Origin of the sequence: Streptomyces sp. NPDC005303 (assembly GCF_040607335.1) — a bacterium.
Taxonomy (GTDB): domain Bacteria; phylum Actinomycetota; class Actinomycetes; order Streptomycetales; family Streptomycetaceae; genus Streptomyces.
In genome coordinates this window covers 463,483-481,093 of record NZ_JBEXGM010000002.1, presented here as the reverse complement: position 1 = coordinate 481,093, position 17,611 = coordinate 463,483, and the positions used below count along the sequence as shown (strand labels likewise).

Sequence of the window (17,611 nt, the reverse complement as noted above, 5' to 3'; positions counted from 1 at the left end):
AAGGGAGACCAGCATCATGAACGAACCCACCGCGTACGGCCGTCCGGCCGGACACCCCACGGCGGCCGTGGAGGTCCACACCCCCACCCCGATCGCCCCCGCGCACACCGTCCCGCTCGTACCCGTGCAGCCGGGCGCGATCCCGTCCGTGGCGAGCGTCCTTCTGCCGGACGGCCGCGTTGTCACCGGCTACGCCGTTAGCGCCGCCCAGCCCGAACCGGTCGTCGCCAAGCCGCTCGTCTCGCGCGCGGCGGTGAACGTCGCCCTCGGTGGCGTCGGGTTCCTCGCCGTGTGCGGCGGACTCCTTCTGCTGACCACGTTCATCACCGCCCTCACGGCGCTGATCACACAGCTCATCATCCTCGCCGCCGTCATCTTCGGCGGCTGGATCGCCGTGCAGGTGTTCAGCGCGAGCGGCCACCGGGGCGGGACGACGGTCAACATCCGCAAGGCCGTCATCAAGCGCAACAAGTTCTACGGCTGAGGGGGCCCGGCTTGCGCTTCTACCTGACCACTCACAAACGTCACTGGGTCCGGCTGACCAACGTGCCGCTGTTCCTGAAGTCCGAGCACTTCATCAACGCGGTCAAGCTGGACGAGGCGCGCGGCCCGTACGCGGTGGACTCCGGCGGATTCTCGGAGCTCCAGCGCCACGGCCGTTGGACGCGCACCCCGCGCCAGTACATCGAGGACCTGCGCCGCATCTGGGAATGCGTCGGCCCCTACGACTGGGCCGCACCGCAAGACTGGATGTGCGAGGACCTCATCATTCACGGCGGCACGGCCGGACCGAACGTCTTCGCCGGCACTCACCTCAGCGTTCCTGAGCACATCCGCCGCACCGTCGCCAACTTCCTCGAACTGCGCTCCCTCGCCCCTGAACTGCGGATCGCCCCGGTTCTTCAAGGACGGACGGTCGCGGACTACGAGTGGTGCGCGGAGCTCTACGAGCGGGCCGGAGTGGACCTAACCCGTGAACCCACAGTCGGGCTCGGCTCGGTCTGCCGCTTGCAGTCCACCCGCGAGGGTGCAGCGATCGTGACCGCGATGGCAGCGAGGGGGCTGAAGCTGCACGGCTTCGGCTTCAAGATTCTCGGGCTGGAACGGGTCGGCCACCTGCTCGCGTCGGCTGATTCCGCAGCATGGAGCTACCACGCGCGCCGACGGCCCCCGCTGCCCGGTCACACCCATAAAAACTGCGCCAACTGCATCGACTACGCCATGCGTTGGCGTGCCCGCGTTCTGGCCAGCATGCCGCCGTGGGAACAGCCCTTCCTCGACGCGGCCTAGCTTCGCCCGTGGGCGGCGGCACTCCCGGACAAGGACAGCCCGCCGCCCACGGTCTCCGTATCCCGACGTAGCAGAACAGGAGACCAACAGCATGACACCTGACGGCACGACCCGGCGCCCCGTCGACGGGAATCACCCGGACGGGAGCCACCTGCACACCGCCCTCGCCCTTGCGGCGGCTGGCGTGCCGGTCCTGCCCCTGCGGGAAGGGAAGGTCCCGTTCGGCAACTGCCGCACCTGCAAGGACAACGCGTGCGGCGGGCGGCCCCACATGAAGGCGGCCGGTCCCTGCCGGTGCCCCGCGCCGTGCCACGCGTGGGCCGCCGCCACCACCGACCCGCACGTGATCACCTCGCCCGTGTGGGCGGCGGTGTGGCGTGAGGCGGTCGCGATCGCCTACCACCCCGGAGGGGCCGGGCTGACGGTCGTGGACCTGGACAATGCGGCGGCCGTCGACTGGGCCCGCGCGGCCCTGCCCCTGACCCGCACCGTGCTGACGACGCGCGGTGAGCACTGGATCTACCAAGGCGTCATGCCGTCGGCGAATGCGGTCCGGCCGGGTGTCGACGTCAAGTCGCTGACACAGTACGCCCGTTGGCTCGGTCCCGGGACCGGCCGCATGGTGCCTTTGACGGCCGCCGTGCGCGCCCTGGTCGTGAAGGAAGACACCACCCCCGCCCGGCGCGGGGTGGCCTCTTCTTTCCCCGCCCGCGCCCCGTGGTCGCCGGACGTTGCCGCCGGGTGCCGCCACACCGACCGCTACGTCCGTACTGGCCTCGAACGCGGCCTCGCCCTCGTACGCTCGCGCACCGAATCCGGCGCCGGATCACAGGCGTTCGGCGTCGCCCGGTTCCTCGCCGCACAACACACCGCCTGCCCGGGACCGTGCGGCCTCGCCGCGATCGGCGAGGAGATCGTGACCGCTGCCGTCTCCGTGGGCGTCCCGGAGGCGTACGCGCGGCGCGCGGTCGCCAACGGCCTTGAGGCGGCTATGGAGCGCGCGGCATGAACAAAGCATCCCGAACCCCCGCGAACGGCCCTCAGGGCGCCGTACAGGGCTCGCCACGGCCGCCGGTGGGCGAACCGAAGGTCGCCGCCCGCAAGGGCGTCCTTTCTGCCGTTCGTTCTGACCCGCAGACGGTCACCGTCACCGGCATCACCCCGGGTCTCCACATCCAGTGCGAGGGCATCCCCGTCGCGGACTGGCTGTGCGCCTGCGGGGAGCACGAACGCGCCCGGGGCCGTGCCGCTGTCACCAGGCTGACCGCCCGCGTCATCGTCGGCGTCTGCCCCCACACCACCACCGCCGAAGGGAGGGCCGTCTCATGACTCCACAGCCTGTGGACTGCCCCGACCTATGGGTCGGACTGCCCACCTTGGAAGACCCGCCCGGCGAGGACGACGCGGCCCCGGACGTGTGGGAGGACCCCATTCCCCTCACCGGCCGCCGCGAGCGTCCCGCGTTCCCGGCCCACGTCTTCCCCACCTGGCTGGGGGAGTTCGTGACGGCCGTCGCGGAAGAGACGCAGACCCCGGTGGACCTTGGCGGTTCGGTCGCCCTCGCCGTCCTCGCGACGGCGGCCGGCGGCCGGTCGGTGGTCCACGTGCGCGGCAACTGGCGTGAGCCGACCAACCTCTACACCGTGGTCGCGCTCCCGCCCGGCAACCGCAAGTCCGCCGTCTTCTCTCTGCTGACCAACCCGCTCTATGAGGCGGAAAAGCAACTCAAGGCAGCCATGAAGCCGGTCATCGTGGAAGCTGAGCTGACGGCGCGGTTGGCCAAGGAAGCGGCGGACAAGGCCACCGCCAAGGCCGCGTCCGCCGACGGCGACAAGCGCGATGAGATGGTGGCCACCGCCATCGGCCTCGCGCAGACCGCCGACACGCTCACCGTCCCGGCCGAACCCCTGTTGCTCGCCGACGACTCCACACCGGAGACGGTCACCTCGCTCATCGCCGAACAGGGCGGCCGGTTGTCGGTGATGAGCGATGAGGGCGGCATCTTCGACATCATCGCGGGCCGCTACTCGGGAGCTCCCAACATGGAGGTCTTCCTCAAAGGCCATGCCGGGGGCCGCCTGCGGGTCAACCGGCAGACCCGCCGTGAGTACGTGGACGCCCCCGCCCTGACCATGGGACTGGCCGTGCAGCCCGACGTGCTGGTCGACATGGGGAAGATCAAGGGCGGCAAGGGGCGCGGCCTGTTGGGCCGCTTCCTGTACTCCCTGCCCGTGTCGACGGTTGGCGAGCGGAAGGTCATCACCGACCCGGTCCCCGAGCAGACGGCCGCCACCTATGCCGCGAGGGTCATTGACCTCACGCTATCCCTCGCGGACTGGACCGACCCCGCCGTCATCCAACTCACCCCCGAGGCAGACGCGGCCCTGATCGCCTATCAACAACGGGTCGAACCGCGGCTCAAAGAGCGCGGCGGGACGCTGGGTCACATCAACGACTGGGCCGGGAAACTCGTAGGCGCGACCGCCCGCATGGCCGCGCTACTGCACCTCGCCGAACACGGCGGCAACGGCTACGCCCATCCGGTCACCGAAGCGACCATGAACGCGGCCATCGAGCTGGGGGAGTACTACACCGCCCACGCCCTCGCCGTCTTCGACGCCATGGGCGCCGACCCGGTACAGGGTCGGGCCCGCAGCGTCCTCGAAGCGCTCAGGGACAACCAGTGGGAGGACGTCAGCCGACGGGACGTCTTCACCGCCCTGTCCCGCAGCGAGGTCCCCACCGTCGCCGACCTCGAACCCGCCCTCGCCCTGCTGGAAGACCACGGATACCTCCGGTCCTACCAGCCCGAGCGCACCGGCAAGCGCGGACGCCCCCCGGCACTCCGCATCCTGGTCCACCCCGCCCTACGACAAGGCGGTCGGTGACCCGGTCGGCGCGCACAACCCCTCCCGCACAAACCGCAAAATCCGCAGAAAAGCCCGGCCACCCCGCTGACCTGCGACGGGACTCCCGCCCGCACCGGCAAGGGGGCCCATCGCACAATCCCGCGATATTCCGCAAAAAACCGAGCACCACCCCCACCCCGGGGGACCGGCCGACGCCCGCCCCTGATTTTTGCGGAATATCGCGGGTTTCTGCGGAGCACCACCCACCACCACCCGCACACCGCAAAACCGCAGGTCAGCACCCCTCCCCGGTATTTCTGCGGATTTTGCGGTTTGTGCGGCGGCACCTGCCCCTGAAACCAGCCTCACAGGAGTGAGCCGTGGACGAACACGACAGCCCCGAGATCCCCGCCGACGACGACCCGACCCTCGTCTTCCTCACCGTCAAAGAGGCCGCCCGTCGCCTTCGCATCGGCCGGACCACGTGCTTCGGGCTTATCCGCACCGGAGAACTGGAGTCCGTCATGGTCGGTGGACTTCGCCGGGTCCCGGTCGACGCGCCGGCCGCATACGCGACTCGTCTCCGCACCGCCCAACGCGCCGCTTGACGACGCCCGTGGGCGGCGGCACTCCCGGACAGGACAGCCCGCCGCCCCGGCTCCATCCCGACACGCAAGAAACAGGAGCCTGCCTGTGGCAGAGGACAAGAAGAAGCGCACTCGACAGCCGAACGGCCGAAGCTCGATCTACTTCGGTAAGGACGGCAAATGGCACGGCCGCGTCACTGTGGGCGTTCGCGACGACGGCACGCCGGACCGCCGCCATGTCGAGCGCAAGACCAAGACCGAGGTAGCGGAGGCCGTCCGAGAGCTGGAGAAGCAGCGGGACGCCAAGACTGTACGGAAGCCCGGCAAGGCGTGGACGGTCAAGGCGTGGCTGACCCACTGGATTGAGAACGTCGCGCCCCTCGCCGTGAACGACAACACGATGGTCGGGTACGGCGTGGCGGTGCGGAAGCACCTGATTCCCGGCTTGGGCGCTCACCGTCTCGACAGGCTGAAGCCCGAGCACATTGAGGTGTTCTACGCCAAGATGCAGGCCAACGGCAGCAAGCCCGCGACCGCTCACCAGGTGCACCGGACCTTCCGCGCCGCGCTCAACGAGGCTGTACGGCGGGGGCATCTCGGTAAGAACCCGGTGCTGTTGGCCAAGGCACCGAAGACGGGTGATCACGAGGTAGAGCCCTACACCGTCCAAGAGGTACAGCGGCTGTTGAAGGCCGCTGACCAGCACCGCAACTCGGCACGGTGGGCCGTCGCCCTCGCGCTCGGTCTGCGGCAGGGGGAGGTGCTGGGGTTGCAATGGGTGGACGTGGACCTTGACGGCGGGTTCCTCATGGTCCGCCGTAGTCGCCACCGTCCGCAGTACGCCCACGGGTGCTCCGAGCCCTGCGGACGCAAGGCCGCCGGGTACTGCCCGCAGAAGCGGCGGACCAACCCGGAGTTGACCGTCACCAAGTCGCGCGCCGGCCGCCGCGCAGTCGGCCTCCCCGAACAGCTCGTTGACCTACTCCGGGCGCACCTCAAGGCGCAGGAAGCCGAGAAGGAAGCGGCCGGTAAGCAGTGGGAGGAGAACGGGCTGGTCTTCCCTGATGAGCACGGCCGTAGCCCGTCCCACCGTCGGGACTGGACAGAGTGGAAAGACCTCTTGGCTGAGGCCAAGGTGCGGGACGGTCGGCTGCACGACGCGCGCCACACGGCCGCCACGGTCCTACTCATCCTCGGTGTTCCCGAGCGGGCCGTCATGGGCCTCATGGGGTGGTCCACCACGGCCATGGCCGCGAGGTATCAGCACATGGTCGATGCCGTGCGGACGGACATTGCGAAGCAGGTGGACGGCCTGATCTGGAAGCCCGAGACGGACCGGCCGACCGATGACGACGACGGGGCCGCCGGGGCCCTCGTACCGGGCAACTGACAGGAGCTGAGGGGGCAGTCCGTCAGGGACTGCCCCCTCAGGTTTCCTGAAGTTCCACCATGCCGGAAGCCCGCATCGGATCCTTCACCCATGGATCAAGGCATTGTGGCCCTGGCAACTGCGGGCGTTGGACTCATAGGAGCGATTGGTGGAGCGGCGATCGGTGGCCTCGCGGCAGCACGCGGGGCGCGAATCGGAGCTGAGACGGCAGCGAGGGCTACAGCCAGGCAGGTCCAGGATCAGGCTGCCGCAGAGCACCTGCATTGGCTGCGAGAGCGGCGCTTGGAGGCTTGCCGAGACTACCTAGCGCTCTACGACGAGTACGCCAGAGCTGCCGGAACCTACAGTCGACTGTTGGACGGAGACCAAGGCAGCATCGGTGCCTCGGAACTGGGGAACATGGGGCCTGCCACGTCGGCTCTCTTGAAGGCCTACTTCCAGATCCGGTTGCTTGGGCCTGACGCACTGCGTCAAGCAGCGTTACAGATTCAGAGGGTGCAGCAAGACCACTTCGACGCGATGTTGGAGTGGCGGAGCGCATTCCTGGCGGAAGATGACCAGGCTGTAACTGAGACCCGTGCGCGACAAGAAGCGTTGCGTAGTCAGCTAGTGGAGGCTCACGACGCGTTCTTGACCGCCGTGAACCGGTCCATAGCCGCAGTCGCTGAGCCGGGTGATAGCGCTCACGTTTCATCCAACTGAGACGGGAATTGAGACGGACGACCGAAGGGCGGCACTCTCCGGAGAGTGCCGCCCTTTCGTTTTGCCTGGTCAGGCACTGGAGGCCGTGGCGGGAATCGAACCCGCGTAACTCGCTTTGCAGGCGAGTCCCTGAGCCACTCGGGCACACGGCCGTCACCGGGTTCGGTCGTGTCTCCTGCCGTGGCGGGGATCGGACCCGCGTAACTCCCCGCGAGCGGAGCTCGCTGATGGATGCAGCGCGGGCGAGTCCCTGAGCCACTCGGGCACACGGCCGGGGTGAACCGGTGACTTGACCGTAGGGGGCTGTGGGAAGTGGTTCAAGGGAGGCGTGGGGGCTGCAACGGGACTGCCATACGCCGTTCATGAACGGGACGGGACCCGTGGGGGTCGTACGACCAAGGTCTCAGGGCCGGGCGGGCTTTCGACAGGGGTCAACGGGGGCTGTGGCCCTTACTCTGGCGGGCATGGCAGTGCTGGAACCGCGTGACGCCGGTGTCACCGACGAACCTGAGGTCCTGTCCGTCAGCGAGTCGGGGGAGGGGGTACTGGGGCGTTCGTACCGGGCGCTGAGCATCGGCATCGTGTCCGTCGTGCTGCTCATCGCCTTCGAGGCGACCGCCGTGGGGACCGCGATGCCGGTCGCCGCACGGGAGTTGGACGGGGTCGCGCTGTACGCGTTCGCGTTCTCCGGGTACTTCACCACCAGCCTGTTCGGCATGGTGCTCGCCGGTCAGTGGGCGGATCGGCGGGGGCCGCTGGGGGCGTTGAGCGGGGGGATCGCCGCGTTCGCCGCCGGGTTGCTGTTGTCCGGGACCGCCGGTGCGATGTGGCTGTTCATTCTCGGGCGGGCCGTGCAGGGGTTCGGGGGCGGGCTGGTCATCGTGGCGCTGTACGTCGTCGTGGGGCGGGCCTATCCGGAGCGGCTGCGGCCCGCGATCATGGCGGCGTTCGCGGCGGGCTGGGTGGTCCCGTCCATCGTGGGGCCGCTCGCGGCAGGTGCGGTGACCGAGCACCTCGGCTGGCGGTGGGTGTTCGTCGGGATTCCGGTGCTGGTGGTCTTTCCGCTGGTGCTGGCCCTTCCGCAGATACGGCGGCGGGCGGCCGGGCCGGTCGGCGACGACCACGCGCAGGGCTCGTTCGACCGGCGCCGCATCCGGCTCGCCCTCGGGATCTCCCTCGGCGCCGGGCTGCTCCAGTACGCCGCCCAGGATCTGCGTCCCCTCTCCCTGCTCCCCGGCCTCGCGGGCGTGGCCCTGCTCGCCCCGGCCGTGCTCGGACTGCTCCCGCGCGGCACGTACCGGGCGGCACGCGGTCTGCCCTCCGTCGTGCTGTTGCGCGGGGTCGCCGCGGGGTCCTTCGTCGCCGCCGAGTCCTTCGTGCCGTTGATGCTGGTCACCCAGCGGGGGCTGTCGCCGACGCTGGCCGGGTTCTCACTCGCGGCGGGCGGGGGTACGTGGGCGCTGGGGTCGTGGGTGCAGTCGCGGGCGCGCGTGGAGCCGTACCGGGAGCGGCTGATGACCGTGGGGATGGTGGTGGTCGCGGCCGCGATCGCCGCCGCGCCGAGTGTGCTGATCCCCTCCGTGCCCGTCTGGACGGTCGCCGTGGCCTGGGGCTTCGGCTGTTTCGGGATGGGGCTGGTGATCTCCTCCACCAGCGTGCTCCTGCTGCATCTGTCCGCCCCGGAGGAGGCCGGCAGCAATTCCGCCGCCCTCCAGATCTCCGACGGTCTGGCGAACGCCGTCCTGTTGGCGGCGGGCGGTGCGGCCTTCGCGGCGCTGGGCGGGGGGACGGTGAGTCATGTGGCGAGCGGGGCATCCGGCTCACCGCATCCTGCCGCGTTCGCCGTGGTGTTCCTGCCGATGGCGGGGGTGGCGTTGGTGGGGGCGTGGGTGACGACCCGGCTGCGGTCCTCGCACTCATGAGTGGTACCACTTTGACACCAGCAGGCGGTACCGTTCTGGTATGGCCATGAACCTGCGTCTTCGTGACGACCAGACCGAAGCCCTGAAGCTGCGCGCCGAGGAGGAGGGCACCAGCATGCACGCCATACTGCTGCGAGCCGTGGACGATTACCTGGCCAGGACGGCGCAAGAGGCTCTGGTCCGCAAGGCTGCGAAGGAGCAGACCGTCAAGTGGGCCGAACTGCTGGAGCGGCTCAAGTGACCTGTGTCTACCTGTCCGCCGAGGACGTCCTGGCCATCGCCGAGCATGCTGTCGATGATCAGGACGTCGTCGTTCGTGACGCGGGCCTGCTGGAGTCGGCCGTCCATCGCCCCTCCGCCTCGATGTTCGGACAGGAGGCGTACGTCGATCTGTTCGAAAAGGCGGCGGCACTGCTGCAGTCGCTGGCGATCAACCACCCCTTCCTCGACGGGAACGAGCGCACGGCCTGGGTGTCCTGTGTGGTCTTCCTGGCGATGAACGATGTCCAGCTACGGCCAGACATCGACGCGGCCGAGCGACTGGTTATCGCTGTAGCGACCGGCAACCTGGACGAGGTCAAGGTCATCTCCGAGGCGCTGCGAGACCTGGTCGAGCGGTGATGTGACCTCCGTCCCACCCCCGCCCGCCCCGGCCCCGTCCGCGCGTTGACCCGACCGGGGCGCCGGTAAGGTGACCCGGTCGTCATACACCGCCGAAGACGACGCCGCAGAAACCGCCGAGCCGCTCGACCCCGTACGGAGACCGTGACTACCACCGCCGCCTCCTCGCACCATCTTTCCCCCGCCTTCCCCGGCAGGGCCCCCTGGGGTACCGCCAGCAAGCTGCGTGCCTGGCAGCAAGGGGCGTTGGACAAGTATGTCCAGGAGCAGCCGCGTGACTTCCTGGCCGTCGCGACCCCGGGCGCGGGCAAGACGACCTTCGCCCTCACCCTCGCCTCCTGGCTGCTGCACCACCATGTCGTGCAGCAGGTGACGGTCGTCGCGCCGACCGAGCATCTGAAGAAGCAGTGGGCCGAGGCGGCGGCGCGGATAGGGATCAAGCTCGATCCCGAGTACAGCGCCGGGCCGCTCGGCAAGGACTACCACGGGGTCGCCGTCACCTACGCGGGTGTCGGCGTACGCCCCATGCTCCATCGCAACCGCGTCGAGCAGCGCAAGACCCTCGTCATCCTCGACGAGATCCACCACGCCGGTGACTCCAAGTCCTGGGGTGAGGCGTGTCTGGAGGCCTTCGAGCCCGCCACCCGCAGGCTCGCGCTCACCGGTACGCCCTTCCGGTCCGACACCAACCCGATCCCCTTCGTCACGTACGAGGAGGGCAACGACGGCATCCGCAGGTCGGCCGCCGACTACACCTACGGGTACGGGAACGCGCTGGCCGACCACGTCGTGCGGCCCGTCATCTTCCTGTCCTACAGCGGGCAGATGCGGTGGCGGACGAAGGCCGGTGACGAGATCGCCGCCCGGCTCGGCGAGCCCATGACCAAGGACGCGATCAGCCAGGCCTGGCGTACGGCGCTCGATCCGCGCGGTGAGTGGATGCCGAGCGTGCTGCGCGCCGCCGACCAGCGGCTGACCGAGGTCAGGAAGGCCATCCCGGACGCCGGTGCCCTCGTCATCGCCTCCGACCAGGACTCCGCGCGCGCCTACGCCAAGCTGATCCGCGAGATCACCGGCAACAAGGCGACCCTCGTCCTGTCCGACGACGCCGGCGCCTCGAAGAGGATCGACGACTTCAGCGAGAGCAACGACCGGTGGATGGTCGCGGTGCGGATGGTGTCGGAGGGCGTCGACGTCCCCCGGCTGGCGGTGGGGGTGTACGCCACCACCATCTCCACGCCCCTCTTCTTCGCCCAGGCCGTCGGCCGTTTCGTACGGTCCCGGCGGCGCGGCGAGACCGCGTCCGTGTTCCTCCCGACCGTGCCGGACCTCCTCACCTTCGCCAACGAGATGGAGGTCGAGCGCGACCACGCCCTCGACAAGCCGAAGAAGGACGGCGAGGAGGACCCGTACGCCGAGTCCGAGAAGGAGATGGAGGAGGCGAACAAGGAGGAGGACGAGGACACCGGTGAGCAGGAGCAGTTCGCCTTCGAGGCGCTGGAGTCCGAGGCCGTCTTCGACCGGGTGCTGTACGACGGTGCCGAGTTCGGCATGCAGGCGCACCCGGGGAGCGAGGAGGAGCAGGACTACCTCGGCATTCCGGGGCTGCTCGAGCCCGACCAGGTGCAGATGCTGCTGCAGAAGCGGCAGGCCCGGCAGATCGCGCACAGCCGCAAGAAGCCGGACTCCGAGGCGGACCTGCTCGAACTGCCCGCCGAACGGCGGCCCGTCGTCTCGCACAAGGAGATGATGGAGTTGCGCAAGCAGCTCAACACGATGGTGAGTGCCTACGTCCACCAGAGCGGCAAGCCCCACGGTGTGATCCACACCGAGCTGCGCCGGGTGTGCGGCGGGCCGCCGAGTGCCGAGGCCACGGCCGGGCAGCTGCGGCAGCGGATCGCCAAGGTGCAGGAGTGGGCCACCCGGATGCGGTGACGCGGGGCGCCTGTCGTGCTGCGGCGACGGACTGTACGTATCAGGACAAACGGAGTGGTCCGTACCGGCTGTTGCCCGGATTCTGGACGGAGGCTTCCGCTGAGCGAACCCGCTTCGCTACTGTCCCGCTACGCACACGCCCCGTGGCAGCGCCGCCGCGGAGCGCAGCCGTGAAGCGACGCGGCCCGGAAACAGACCGGGTCGCCGGCCGATCGGCGGCCTCTGTAGCGCGTCGCCGACGGGACTCGGTGACGCACCGCCGCTCGGAGGTTGCCGACCTCACCACTTGGAGGAGTGGGCGTCGTGACCGCGGAGACCTCTCAGACGCTTGACCGGGGACTGCGTGTCCTCAAGCTCCTGGCCGACACGGACCACGGGCTCACCGTCACCGAGCTTTCCAACAAACTGGGCGTGAACCGGACCGTGGTGTACCGGTTGCTGGCCACGCTGGAGCAGCACGCCCTCGTACGGCGTGATCTCGGCGGGCGGGCCCGGGTGGGGCTCGGGGTGCTGCGGCTCGGACGCCAGGTGCATCCACTGGTACGGGAGGCCGCGCTGCCCGCGCTGCGCTCGCTGGCGGAGGACATCGGGGCGACGGCCCACCTCACCCTGGTGGACGGGGCGGACGCGCTGGCCGTGGCCGTCGTGGAGCCCACGTGGACGGACTATCACGTGGCCTATCGGGCCGGGTTCCGGCATCCGCTGGACCGCGGCGCCGCGGGGCGGGCGATTCTCGCGGCTCGGCAGCAGGGGTTCGGGGAGCCGGGTTACATGCTGACGCACGGGGAGCTGGAGGCCGGCGCCAGCGGGGCGGCCGCTCCGCTGCTCGGGGTCACCGGGGTCGAGGGCAGTGTCGGGGTCGTGATGCTGGCGGACGCGGTGCCGGAGCGGGTGGGGCCGCGGGTGGTGGACGCGGCGCGGGAGGTCGCGGAGGCGCTGCGCTGAGCTGTGCGGCTTCCCTCACCTCGGCTACGTCGGCTTCGTCGTCGGCTGCGGGGCCGGTGGGGGCTGGTCGCGCAGTTCCCCGCGCCCCTGGGTAGGTGCGGTCGCCGTCGGCCGACATGTGCGCGGACTGAACCGGCAGTCGCCACAGGCCGCCGGCCCACGCACCGATCCGGCGGTCGCCGTCGGCCGGCAGGTCCACGAGCATGCCGACAGGCCCACGTGTCCGCATGCTCTCGTGGTCTCAAGCGTCAGCCGGGCCAGGTCCGAGTCCCGCCAGTACCCTCAACTGGAGCCACAGCACCAGGCGTTCGTCGGGGTCGTCCAGGTCGATCCCGAGGTGGCGCCGCACCTGTTTCAGCCGGTAGCGGCAGGTGTTCGGATGTACGGCGAGCAGCCTCGCCGCCTCCGCCACGTCGCAGCCCGCGTCGAACCAACAGACCAGCGTGCGGGCGTGGTCGGTGCCGTGCTCGGCGTCGTACGACAGCACCCGCCGCCAGGACCCCGCAGTCAACTCCCGTTTTTCGCGGAGCACTTCGGCAAGCCGCAGCAGCGTCACGCGCGGCCGTACCTCGTCGACGGTCGCCACCGGCAGCGAGGGTCCGAGCACCCGCAGCACCAGGTCGGCGTCCGCCCGCGACCCGGCCACCTCCCCGAGCCCCGCCACCACCTCGCCCAGCCCCGCCCGCACCGGCACCCTGAGCGCCTGCCCGGCCCGCGCCACGATGTCCTGCGCCAACCGCTTGTGGCGAACCCCGGGCGCGGGCAGCAGCGCGTACACCACCCCGTCGAGCAGCACACACGCCTGCCGCCCGTACCGCGCCTCGCACTGCAGCCGTACGACGTCCAGCAGCCGCAGCCCGGTCTGTCCGGCGTCCGGGAGGCCGGCCGCGTCCAGGACGAAGGCGGCGACCCGCACCGGTCCCTCGGCTCCCAGCCGCACGGCGGACGCCGCCGCGTCCGCCGTGCCGTCCAGTACCCGCCGCAGCAGGTCACTGCTCTGGTGCCGGGCCAGCTCCTGGGCCGCCCGCGCCCGCAGAAGCAGCAGGGCCGCCGTCGACGCCCCCTGGGCGAGGGTCTCCTCCGCGTCCGCGGCGAGCGTGCCGTCGTCGACGACCCACACCGAGCCGAGGGTCTCCCCGCCGGCCCGGACGGCGACCGCGAGGCGCGGCAGGACCCCGTCCCGCAGCGCGGGCAGCCGAAGCGGTCCGGCGGCCGCGAACAGCTCCCGGTACTGCTCGGTGTTCTCCACGTCGGCCGGCACCTGGAGGCCCAGGATGCCCTGGCGGCGGTCCTCGTCGACCGGCTGGCCGGGGACGGTGGAGTAGGCGAGGATCCGCCGGCGCGGGTCCTCCACGGCGGTGGCCCCGCCGGTAGCCGCCGCGATGGCGTCGGCGAGGGCGAAGAGGTCGCCGTGGCCGCCCGTGGACGGTACCGGCCGGGCGCCGATGGCCGAGGCCAGCAGCAGGTGCGCCTGGTGCCAGGCGATGTCCTCGGCGACGGACAGCAGCGCCACACCGTACGTCTGTGCCTCGGCCGTCGGCCCGTCCGGCCCCCGGACCACCAGCCCGGTCATCCCGGCCTCCGCGGCCGCCCTCGCCAGCGGCCCGGCCGCGGCCGCCCGCACCCCGACCGCCAGCAGCAGCGCGCCCGGCGCCGGAGGGAGCGGGGCGTGGGCGTCGTACAGGAGCACCTGGGTGACCGGAGCGGTGAGCCCGGCGGGAGCGGTGTGCAGGTGTACGGAGGTGCCGCCGACGACGTCCAGGAGGTCACCGAGGGTGCAGGCGTCCACAGGTGGTTCTCCAGGGATGAGGATTTGGATTTGGCCGATCCGCAAAAAACGTATGCGGAGGTTGTGCAGCCGTACAACCCGTGGCCGCCGACGCGATCCAAGACTGGGCACATGACCGGAGTGAACATCCGTACCGTCCACGACGTCGCCGGCCTCCGTGCCGTCAGCGCGTACTTCGGCGAGGTGTGGCGGACCCCGCCCACGTCCCCGCCCTATCCCGCCGAGGTGCTGCACAGCCTGGTCCACGCGGGCGGCGCGGTGCACGCCGCCCACGACGGTGAGCGCCTGGTCGGGGCCTGTGCCGCGGTGTTCGGGCCGCCGGGCTCGCGGGAGGTGTACTCCCTGGTCGCCGCCGCGGAGCCCGGCCTCGGGCAGGCGGTGAAGCAGGCGCAGCGGGCCTGGGCGCTCGGCCTCGGCGCCCGCAGCATGCGCTGGACCTTCGACCCGCTGGTCGCCCGCAACGCCCGCTTCAACCTGGCCAAGCTGGGCGCGGTCGGCACCGAGTACCTCGTCGACTTCTACGGCCCCATGACCGACGGCGTGAACGGCGGTGACGAGAGCGACCGGCTGACGGTGACCTGGGATCTGGCGGCGCCCGGCCGGTCGTACGACGACCCGGGTGACCGCGAGGGCACGCCCGCCAGCCACCGTGCACCGGACGGGGACGTCCTCGCCCGTCGCGACCCCGCCGGCCCGCGCCTCTGGTGCCGGGTCCCGGAAGACGTCGTCAGGCTGCGGGCCGCGGACCCGGCGCTCGCGCTGCGCTGGCGGCGGGCCGTGCGCGAGGTGTTCACGGAGGCGTTCGGACAGGGGTTCCGCGCGACCGGCATGTCCCGGGACGGCTGGTACACACTGACCAAGGAGGCCGCGGTATGAAGGTGGAGCGCGTCGAAGTCGTCCACGTGGCGATCCCGCTCGTCACTCCGTTCCGTACCTCGTTCGGCACGATGACCACGAAGGACACCTTCCTGCTGCACGTCGTCACGGACACCGCCGCGGGCTGGTCGGAGTTCGCCGCCGACCCCCAGCCGCGCTACTGCTCGGAGTTCGTGGCGGGCGCGGAGCTCGTCCTGCGGGACTTCCTGGTGCCGAAGGTGGCGGCGCTGCCCGCGCTCACGGCGGCGCTGGTCGGGCCCGCCGTCAGCGGGATCAAGGGCCACGAGCTGGCGAAGGCCGCCCTGGAGACGGCGGTTCTCGACGCGGAGCTGCGGTCGTACGGCATGCCGCTGGCGGTGTATCTCGGCGCGGTGCGCGACCGGGTGCCCGCGGGGGTGTCGGTGGGGATCAAGGACTCCGTGCCGGAGCTGCTGGACGACGTCGAGCGGTATCTCGCCGAGGGATACGTCCGGATCAAGCTGAAGATCGAGCCCGGCTGGGACATCGAGCCGGTACGGGCCGTACGTGAGCGCTTCGGCGCCGCTCTGCCCCTCCAGGTCGACGCCAACACGGCCTACACCCTCGCGGACGCGGAACACCTGCGGCGCCTGGACGAGTTCGGGCTGCTGCTGATCGAGGAGCCGCTGGACGAGAACAACCTGTACGGCCACGCGCGCCTCCAGAGCCGTATCGCCACCCCCGTCTGCCTCGACGAGTCCCTCCACAACGCCCGGGACACGGCCTCCGCGATCGCGCTGGACGCCTGCCGCGTCGTGAACGTCAAGCCCGCGCGCGTGGGCGGCTATCTGGAGGCCCGCCGCATCCACGACGTGGCCCGCGCGCACGGCGTGCCGGTGTGGTGCGGCGGCATGCTGGAGACGGGAATCGGCCGCGCCCCGAACCTCGCCCTGGCCGCCCTGCCCGGCTTCACGCTCCCCGGCGACACCTCCGCCTCCTCGCGCTACTTCGCCGAGGACATCACCGAGCCGTTCGTCCTGAAGGACGGCCATCTGCCGGTACCCCGCACACCCGGTATCGGTGTCGAACCGCTGCCCGAGGTACTGCGGCGCTTCACGCGTGCGAGACGGGATCTGTACCGGGGCTGACCGGTCGTGGCCGGAATCGACCGCCACGTTAGATTGATCCCGTGCTCTCTCGCCTCACGCGCCCCCAGGCCGTCGCCGTCTGCGCCCTGCCCGTCGTGGCACTGGTCGCCACGGCCCTCTTCGCGCCGCTGCCCTTCGCACTGGCGCAGCCCGGGATGACGGCGAACGTGCTCGGCGAGAACAAGGGCGCGGAGGTGATCACGATCTCCGGGGCGAAGACCCGTACGACGAGCGGGCAGCTGCGGATGACGACCATCGAGGCGACCGGGCCCGACACACACGTCTCGCTCGGCGACATCTTCGACAGCTGGTTCCGCACCGACCGGGCGGTCATGCCCCACGACGCGGTCTACCCGAGCGGACAGAGCGTCAAGGAGATCGAGAAGCACAACACCGCCCAGATGAAGGAGTCCCAGGACGCGGCGACCCAGGCGGCGCTCGGCTACCTCAAGCTCAGCGACGACAAGGTCAAGGTCACGCTGAGGCTCGCGGACGTCGGGGGGCCGAGCGCGGGGCTGCTGTTCACGCTGGGGATCATCGACAAGCTCGACGGTGACGGCGCCGGGGGCGACCTCACGGGCGGCCGCACCATCGCCGGGACCGGCACGATCGACGCGGACGGCACGGTCGGCGCGGTGGGCGGCGTGGCACTGAAGACGCAGGCCGCGAAGCGGGACGGGGCGACGGTGTTCCTGGTCCCGAAGGACGAGTGCGCCGACGCGAAGGCGGAACTGCCGAAGGGGCTGCGGCTGATCCCGGTGACGTCCCTGAAGGGGGCGGTCGGCGCGCTGACCGCGCTGGACTCGGGCAAGGGGGCCGTCCCCGCCTGCTAGGGCGCGAAGGCCGGCCTGGGGGAGGCCAGGCGGAGGCCGACCTCCACGAGGGTCCAGCCGAGCCGGGTCCTGATGGCGTACGGCCGCTCGGCCTGCTTGGCGAGGCGGTGGGCGTCGGCCTCGGCGCGGAGGTCGGCGGCGCGGAGGTGGTGTGCGGCGAGGTGGGTCTCGGGGTGCATGGCGGGGCCCTTCAGTCCGTTTCGATGGGGAACAGGTGCGTGTGGATGCGTACTTGCTCCGCGCCGGGGTCCTCGTCGGTGACCTGGCCGCGGTAGTCGTTGATCAGGGCATGCATCTTGTCGATGAGCTCGATGGCCAGCTCGGGGGTGAGCTGGAGCGTCATGTCGCTCATGTCGGAACCGCGGGTCCAGTCGGAGGACCAGTGGTCCCGCGTGCTGAGCCAGCCGGACAGCTCGCGGGAGTGATTGGCGGCGATCTCGTGCAGGTAGATCTCGGCCATCCCGCGTACTTCGGGTCCGGCGCCGTCGAACTCGGTGGAGTCGAAGGTCAGCCCCTGGTCCACGGCCTTCCACCACCGCTCCCGTCCCTTCCCGTGCTCCGGGGCGTCGGTGATGAAGCCGTGCTCTGCGAGTTGGCGCAGGTGGTAGCTGGTGGCGCCGCTGGACTCGCCCAGCCGCTCGGCGAGCATCGACGCGGTGGCGGGTCCGCGCCGGCGCAGTGCGTTGAGCAGTTCCATCCGCAGGGGATGGGCCAGCCCGCGCAGTGAACGGGCGTCGAGTTTCCGTACCTTCGGCTCTTCCGGCAT

Annotated in this window: 18 protein-coding genes and 1 tRNA gene; 15 read left to right on the top strand and 4 right to left on the bottom strand. The window is 70.7% G+C overall.

Going from position 1 to position 17,611, the window contains the following annotated elements:
- Positions 1-16: 16 nt before the first annotated feature.
- From ABZT93_RS06200 to ABZT93_RS06170, 7 genes are all read left to right on the top strand, one after another.
- Positions 17-484, top strand: a complete 468-nt coding sequence (locus tag ABZT93_RS06200; RefSeq protein WP_356099659.1) for a hypothetical protein — start codon at positions 17-19, stop codon at positions 482-484.
- Between the two features lie 11 nt (positions 485-495).
- Positions 496-1,290, top strand: a complete 795-nt coding sequence (locus ABZT93_RS06195) for a hypothetical protein (protein WP_356099656.1) — start codon at positions 496-498, stop codon at positions 1,288-1,290.
- A 91-nt stretch (positions 1,291-1,381) separates the two neighbouring features.
- Positions 1,382-2,299, top strand: a complete 918-nt coding sequence (locus ABZT93_RS06190; RefSeq protein WP_356099653.1) for a bifunctional DNA primase/polymerase — start codon at positions 1,382-1,384, stop codon at positions 2,297-2,299.
- Positions 2,296-2,619: a hypothetical protein gene (locus ABZT93_RS06185; protein WP_356099650.1), complete on the top strand. Its 324-nt coding sequence runs from the start codon at positions 2,296-2,298 to the stop codon at positions 2,617-2,619. The genes ABZT93_RS06190 and ABZT93_RS06185 overlap by 4 nt, the downstream gene beginning before the upstream one ends.
- Positions 2,620-2,630: 11 nt before the next feature.
- Complete coding sequence (locus ABZT93_RS06180) at positions 2,631-4,178, top strand: YfjI family protein (RefSeq protein WP_356099805.1); 1,548 nt, start codon at positions 2,631-2,633, stop codon at positions 4,176-4,178.
- Positions 4,179-4,519: 341 nt separating this feature from the next.
- Positions 4,520-4,747, top strand: a complete 228-nt coding sequence (locus ABZT93_RS06175; protein ID WP_356099648.1) for an excisionase family DNA-binding protein — start codon at positions 4,520-4,522, stop codon at positions 4,745-4,747.
- Positions 4,748-4,832: 85 nt separating this feature from the next.
- Positions 4,833-6,116, top strand: coding sequence for a site-specific integrase (locus tag ABZT93_RS06170; protein ID WP_356099645.1), 1,284 nt, complete (start codon positions 4,833-4,835; stop codon positions 6,114-6,116).
- A 779-nt stretch (positions 6,117-6,895) separates the two neighbouring features.
- On the opposite strand, the gene ABZT93_RS06165 is transcribed toward ABZT93_RS06170, so the two are convergent.
- Positions 6,896-6,970 (bottom strand) — tRNA-Cys (locus ABZT93_RS06165).
- A 312-nt stretch (positions 6,971-7,282) separates the two neighbouring features.
- Between ABZT93_RS06165 and ABZT93_RS06160 the strand changes: the two genes are divergently transcribed.
- The 5 genes from ABZT93_RS06160 to ABZT93_RS06140 all read left to right on the top strand — a co-directional run bounded on the left by ABZT93_RS06160 (position 7,283) and on the right by ABZT93_RS06140 (position 12,241).
- Positions 7,283-8,740, top strand: a complete 1,458-nt coding sequence (locus ABZT93_RS06160; RefSeq protein WP_356099642.1) for an MFS transporter — start codon at positions 7,283-7,285, stop codon at positions 8,738-8,740.
- A 40-nt stretch (positions 8,741-8,780) separates the two neighbouring features.
- Positions 8,781-8,981 (top strand): CopG family transcriptional regulator, encoded by a 201-nt coding sequence (locus ABZT93_RS06155; RefSeq protein WP_356099639.1) that lies wholly within the window; start codon positions 8,781-8,783, stop codon positions 8,979-8,981.
- Positions 8,978-9,361 (top strand): type II toxin-antitoxin system death-on-curing family toxin, encoded by a 384-nt coding sequence (locus tag ABZT93_RS06150; RefSeq protein WP_356099636.1) that lies wholly within the window; start codon positions 8,978-8,980, stop codon positions 9,359-9,361. The genes ABZT93_RS06155 and ABZT93_RS06150 overlap by 4 nt, the downstream gene beginning before the upstream one ends.
- 144 nt (positions 9,362-9,505) lie before the next feature.
- Positions 9,506-11,296 carry a DEAD/DEAH box helicase gene (locus ABZT93_RS06145; protein WP_356099633.1) on the top strand — a complete coding sequence of 597 codons (1,791 nt, stop codon included), beginning with the start codon at positions 9,506-9,508 and terminating at the stop codon, positions 11,294-11,296.
- Between the two features lie 303 nt (positions 11,297-11,599).
- Positions 11,600-12,241: a helix-turn-helix domain-containing protein gene (locus ABZT93_RS06140; protein WP_057610834.1), complete on the top strand. Its 642-nt coding sequence runs from the start codon at positions 11,600-11,602 to the stop codon at positions 12,239-12,241.
- A gap of 241 nt (positions 12,242-12,482) precedes the next feature.
- Here the strand turns inward: ABZT93_RS06140 and ABZT93_RS06135 are convergent, their stop codons facing one another.
- Entirely contained in the window at positions 12,483-14,030 is a 1,548-nt protein-coding gene (locus ABZT93_RS06135) for a helix-turn-helix domain-containing protein (protein WP_356099630.1), read from the bottom strand.
- Positions 14,031-14,141: 111 nt separating this feature from the next.
- Here ABZT93_RS06135 and ABZT93_RS06130 point away from each other — a divergent pair, with 111 nt between their 5' ends.
- Genes ABZT93_RS06130 through ABZT93_RS06120 form a run of 3 tightly spaced genes read left to right on the top strand, consistent with a single transcriptional unit; the run spans position 14,142 to position 16,845 of the window.
- A complete protein-coding gene (locus ABZT93_RS06130) occupies positions 14,142-14,906 on the top strand; it encodes a chorismate synthase (RefSeq protein WP_356099628.1) in 765 nt (254 codons plus the stop codon).
- The gene (gene menC / locus ABZT93_RS06125; RefSeq protein WP_356099625.1) at positions 14,903-16,012 is read left to right on the top strand and encodes an o-succinylbenzoate synthase; all 1,110 of its coding nucleotides are present in this window, start codon (positions 14,903-14,905) and stop codon (positions 16,010-16,012) included. The genes ABZT93_RS06130 and menC overlap by 4 nt, the downstream gene beginning before the upstream one ends.
- A gap of 41 nt (positions 16,013-16,053) precedes the next feature.
- On the top strand, positions 16,054-16,845 hold the full coding sequence (locus ABZT93_RS06120; RefSeq protein WP_356099622.1) for a S16 family serine protease: 792 nt from the start codon (positions 16,054-16,056) through the stop codon (positions 16,843-16,845).
- Here ABZT93_RS06120 and ABZT93_RS06115 read toward each other — a convergent pair.
- Together ABZT93_RS06115 and ABZT93_RS06110 are read right to left on the bottom strand one after the other, a co-directional pair.
- Positions 16,842-17,024 carry a hypothetical protein gene (locus tag ABZT93_RS06115; RefSeq protein ID WP_356099619.1) on the bottom strand — a complete coding sequence of 61 codons (183 nt, stop codon included), beginning with the start codon at positions 17,022-17,024 and terminating at the stop codon, positions 16,842-16,844. The genes ABZT93_RS06120 and ABZT93_RS06115 overlap by 4 nt on opposite strands.
- Positions 17,025-17,035: 11 nt before the next feature.
- Positions 17,036-17,611, bottom strand: coding sequence for a helix-turn-helix domain-containing protein (locus ABZT93_RS06110; RefSeq protein WP_356099616.1), 576 nt, complete (start codon positions 17,609-17,611; stop codon positions 17,036-17,038).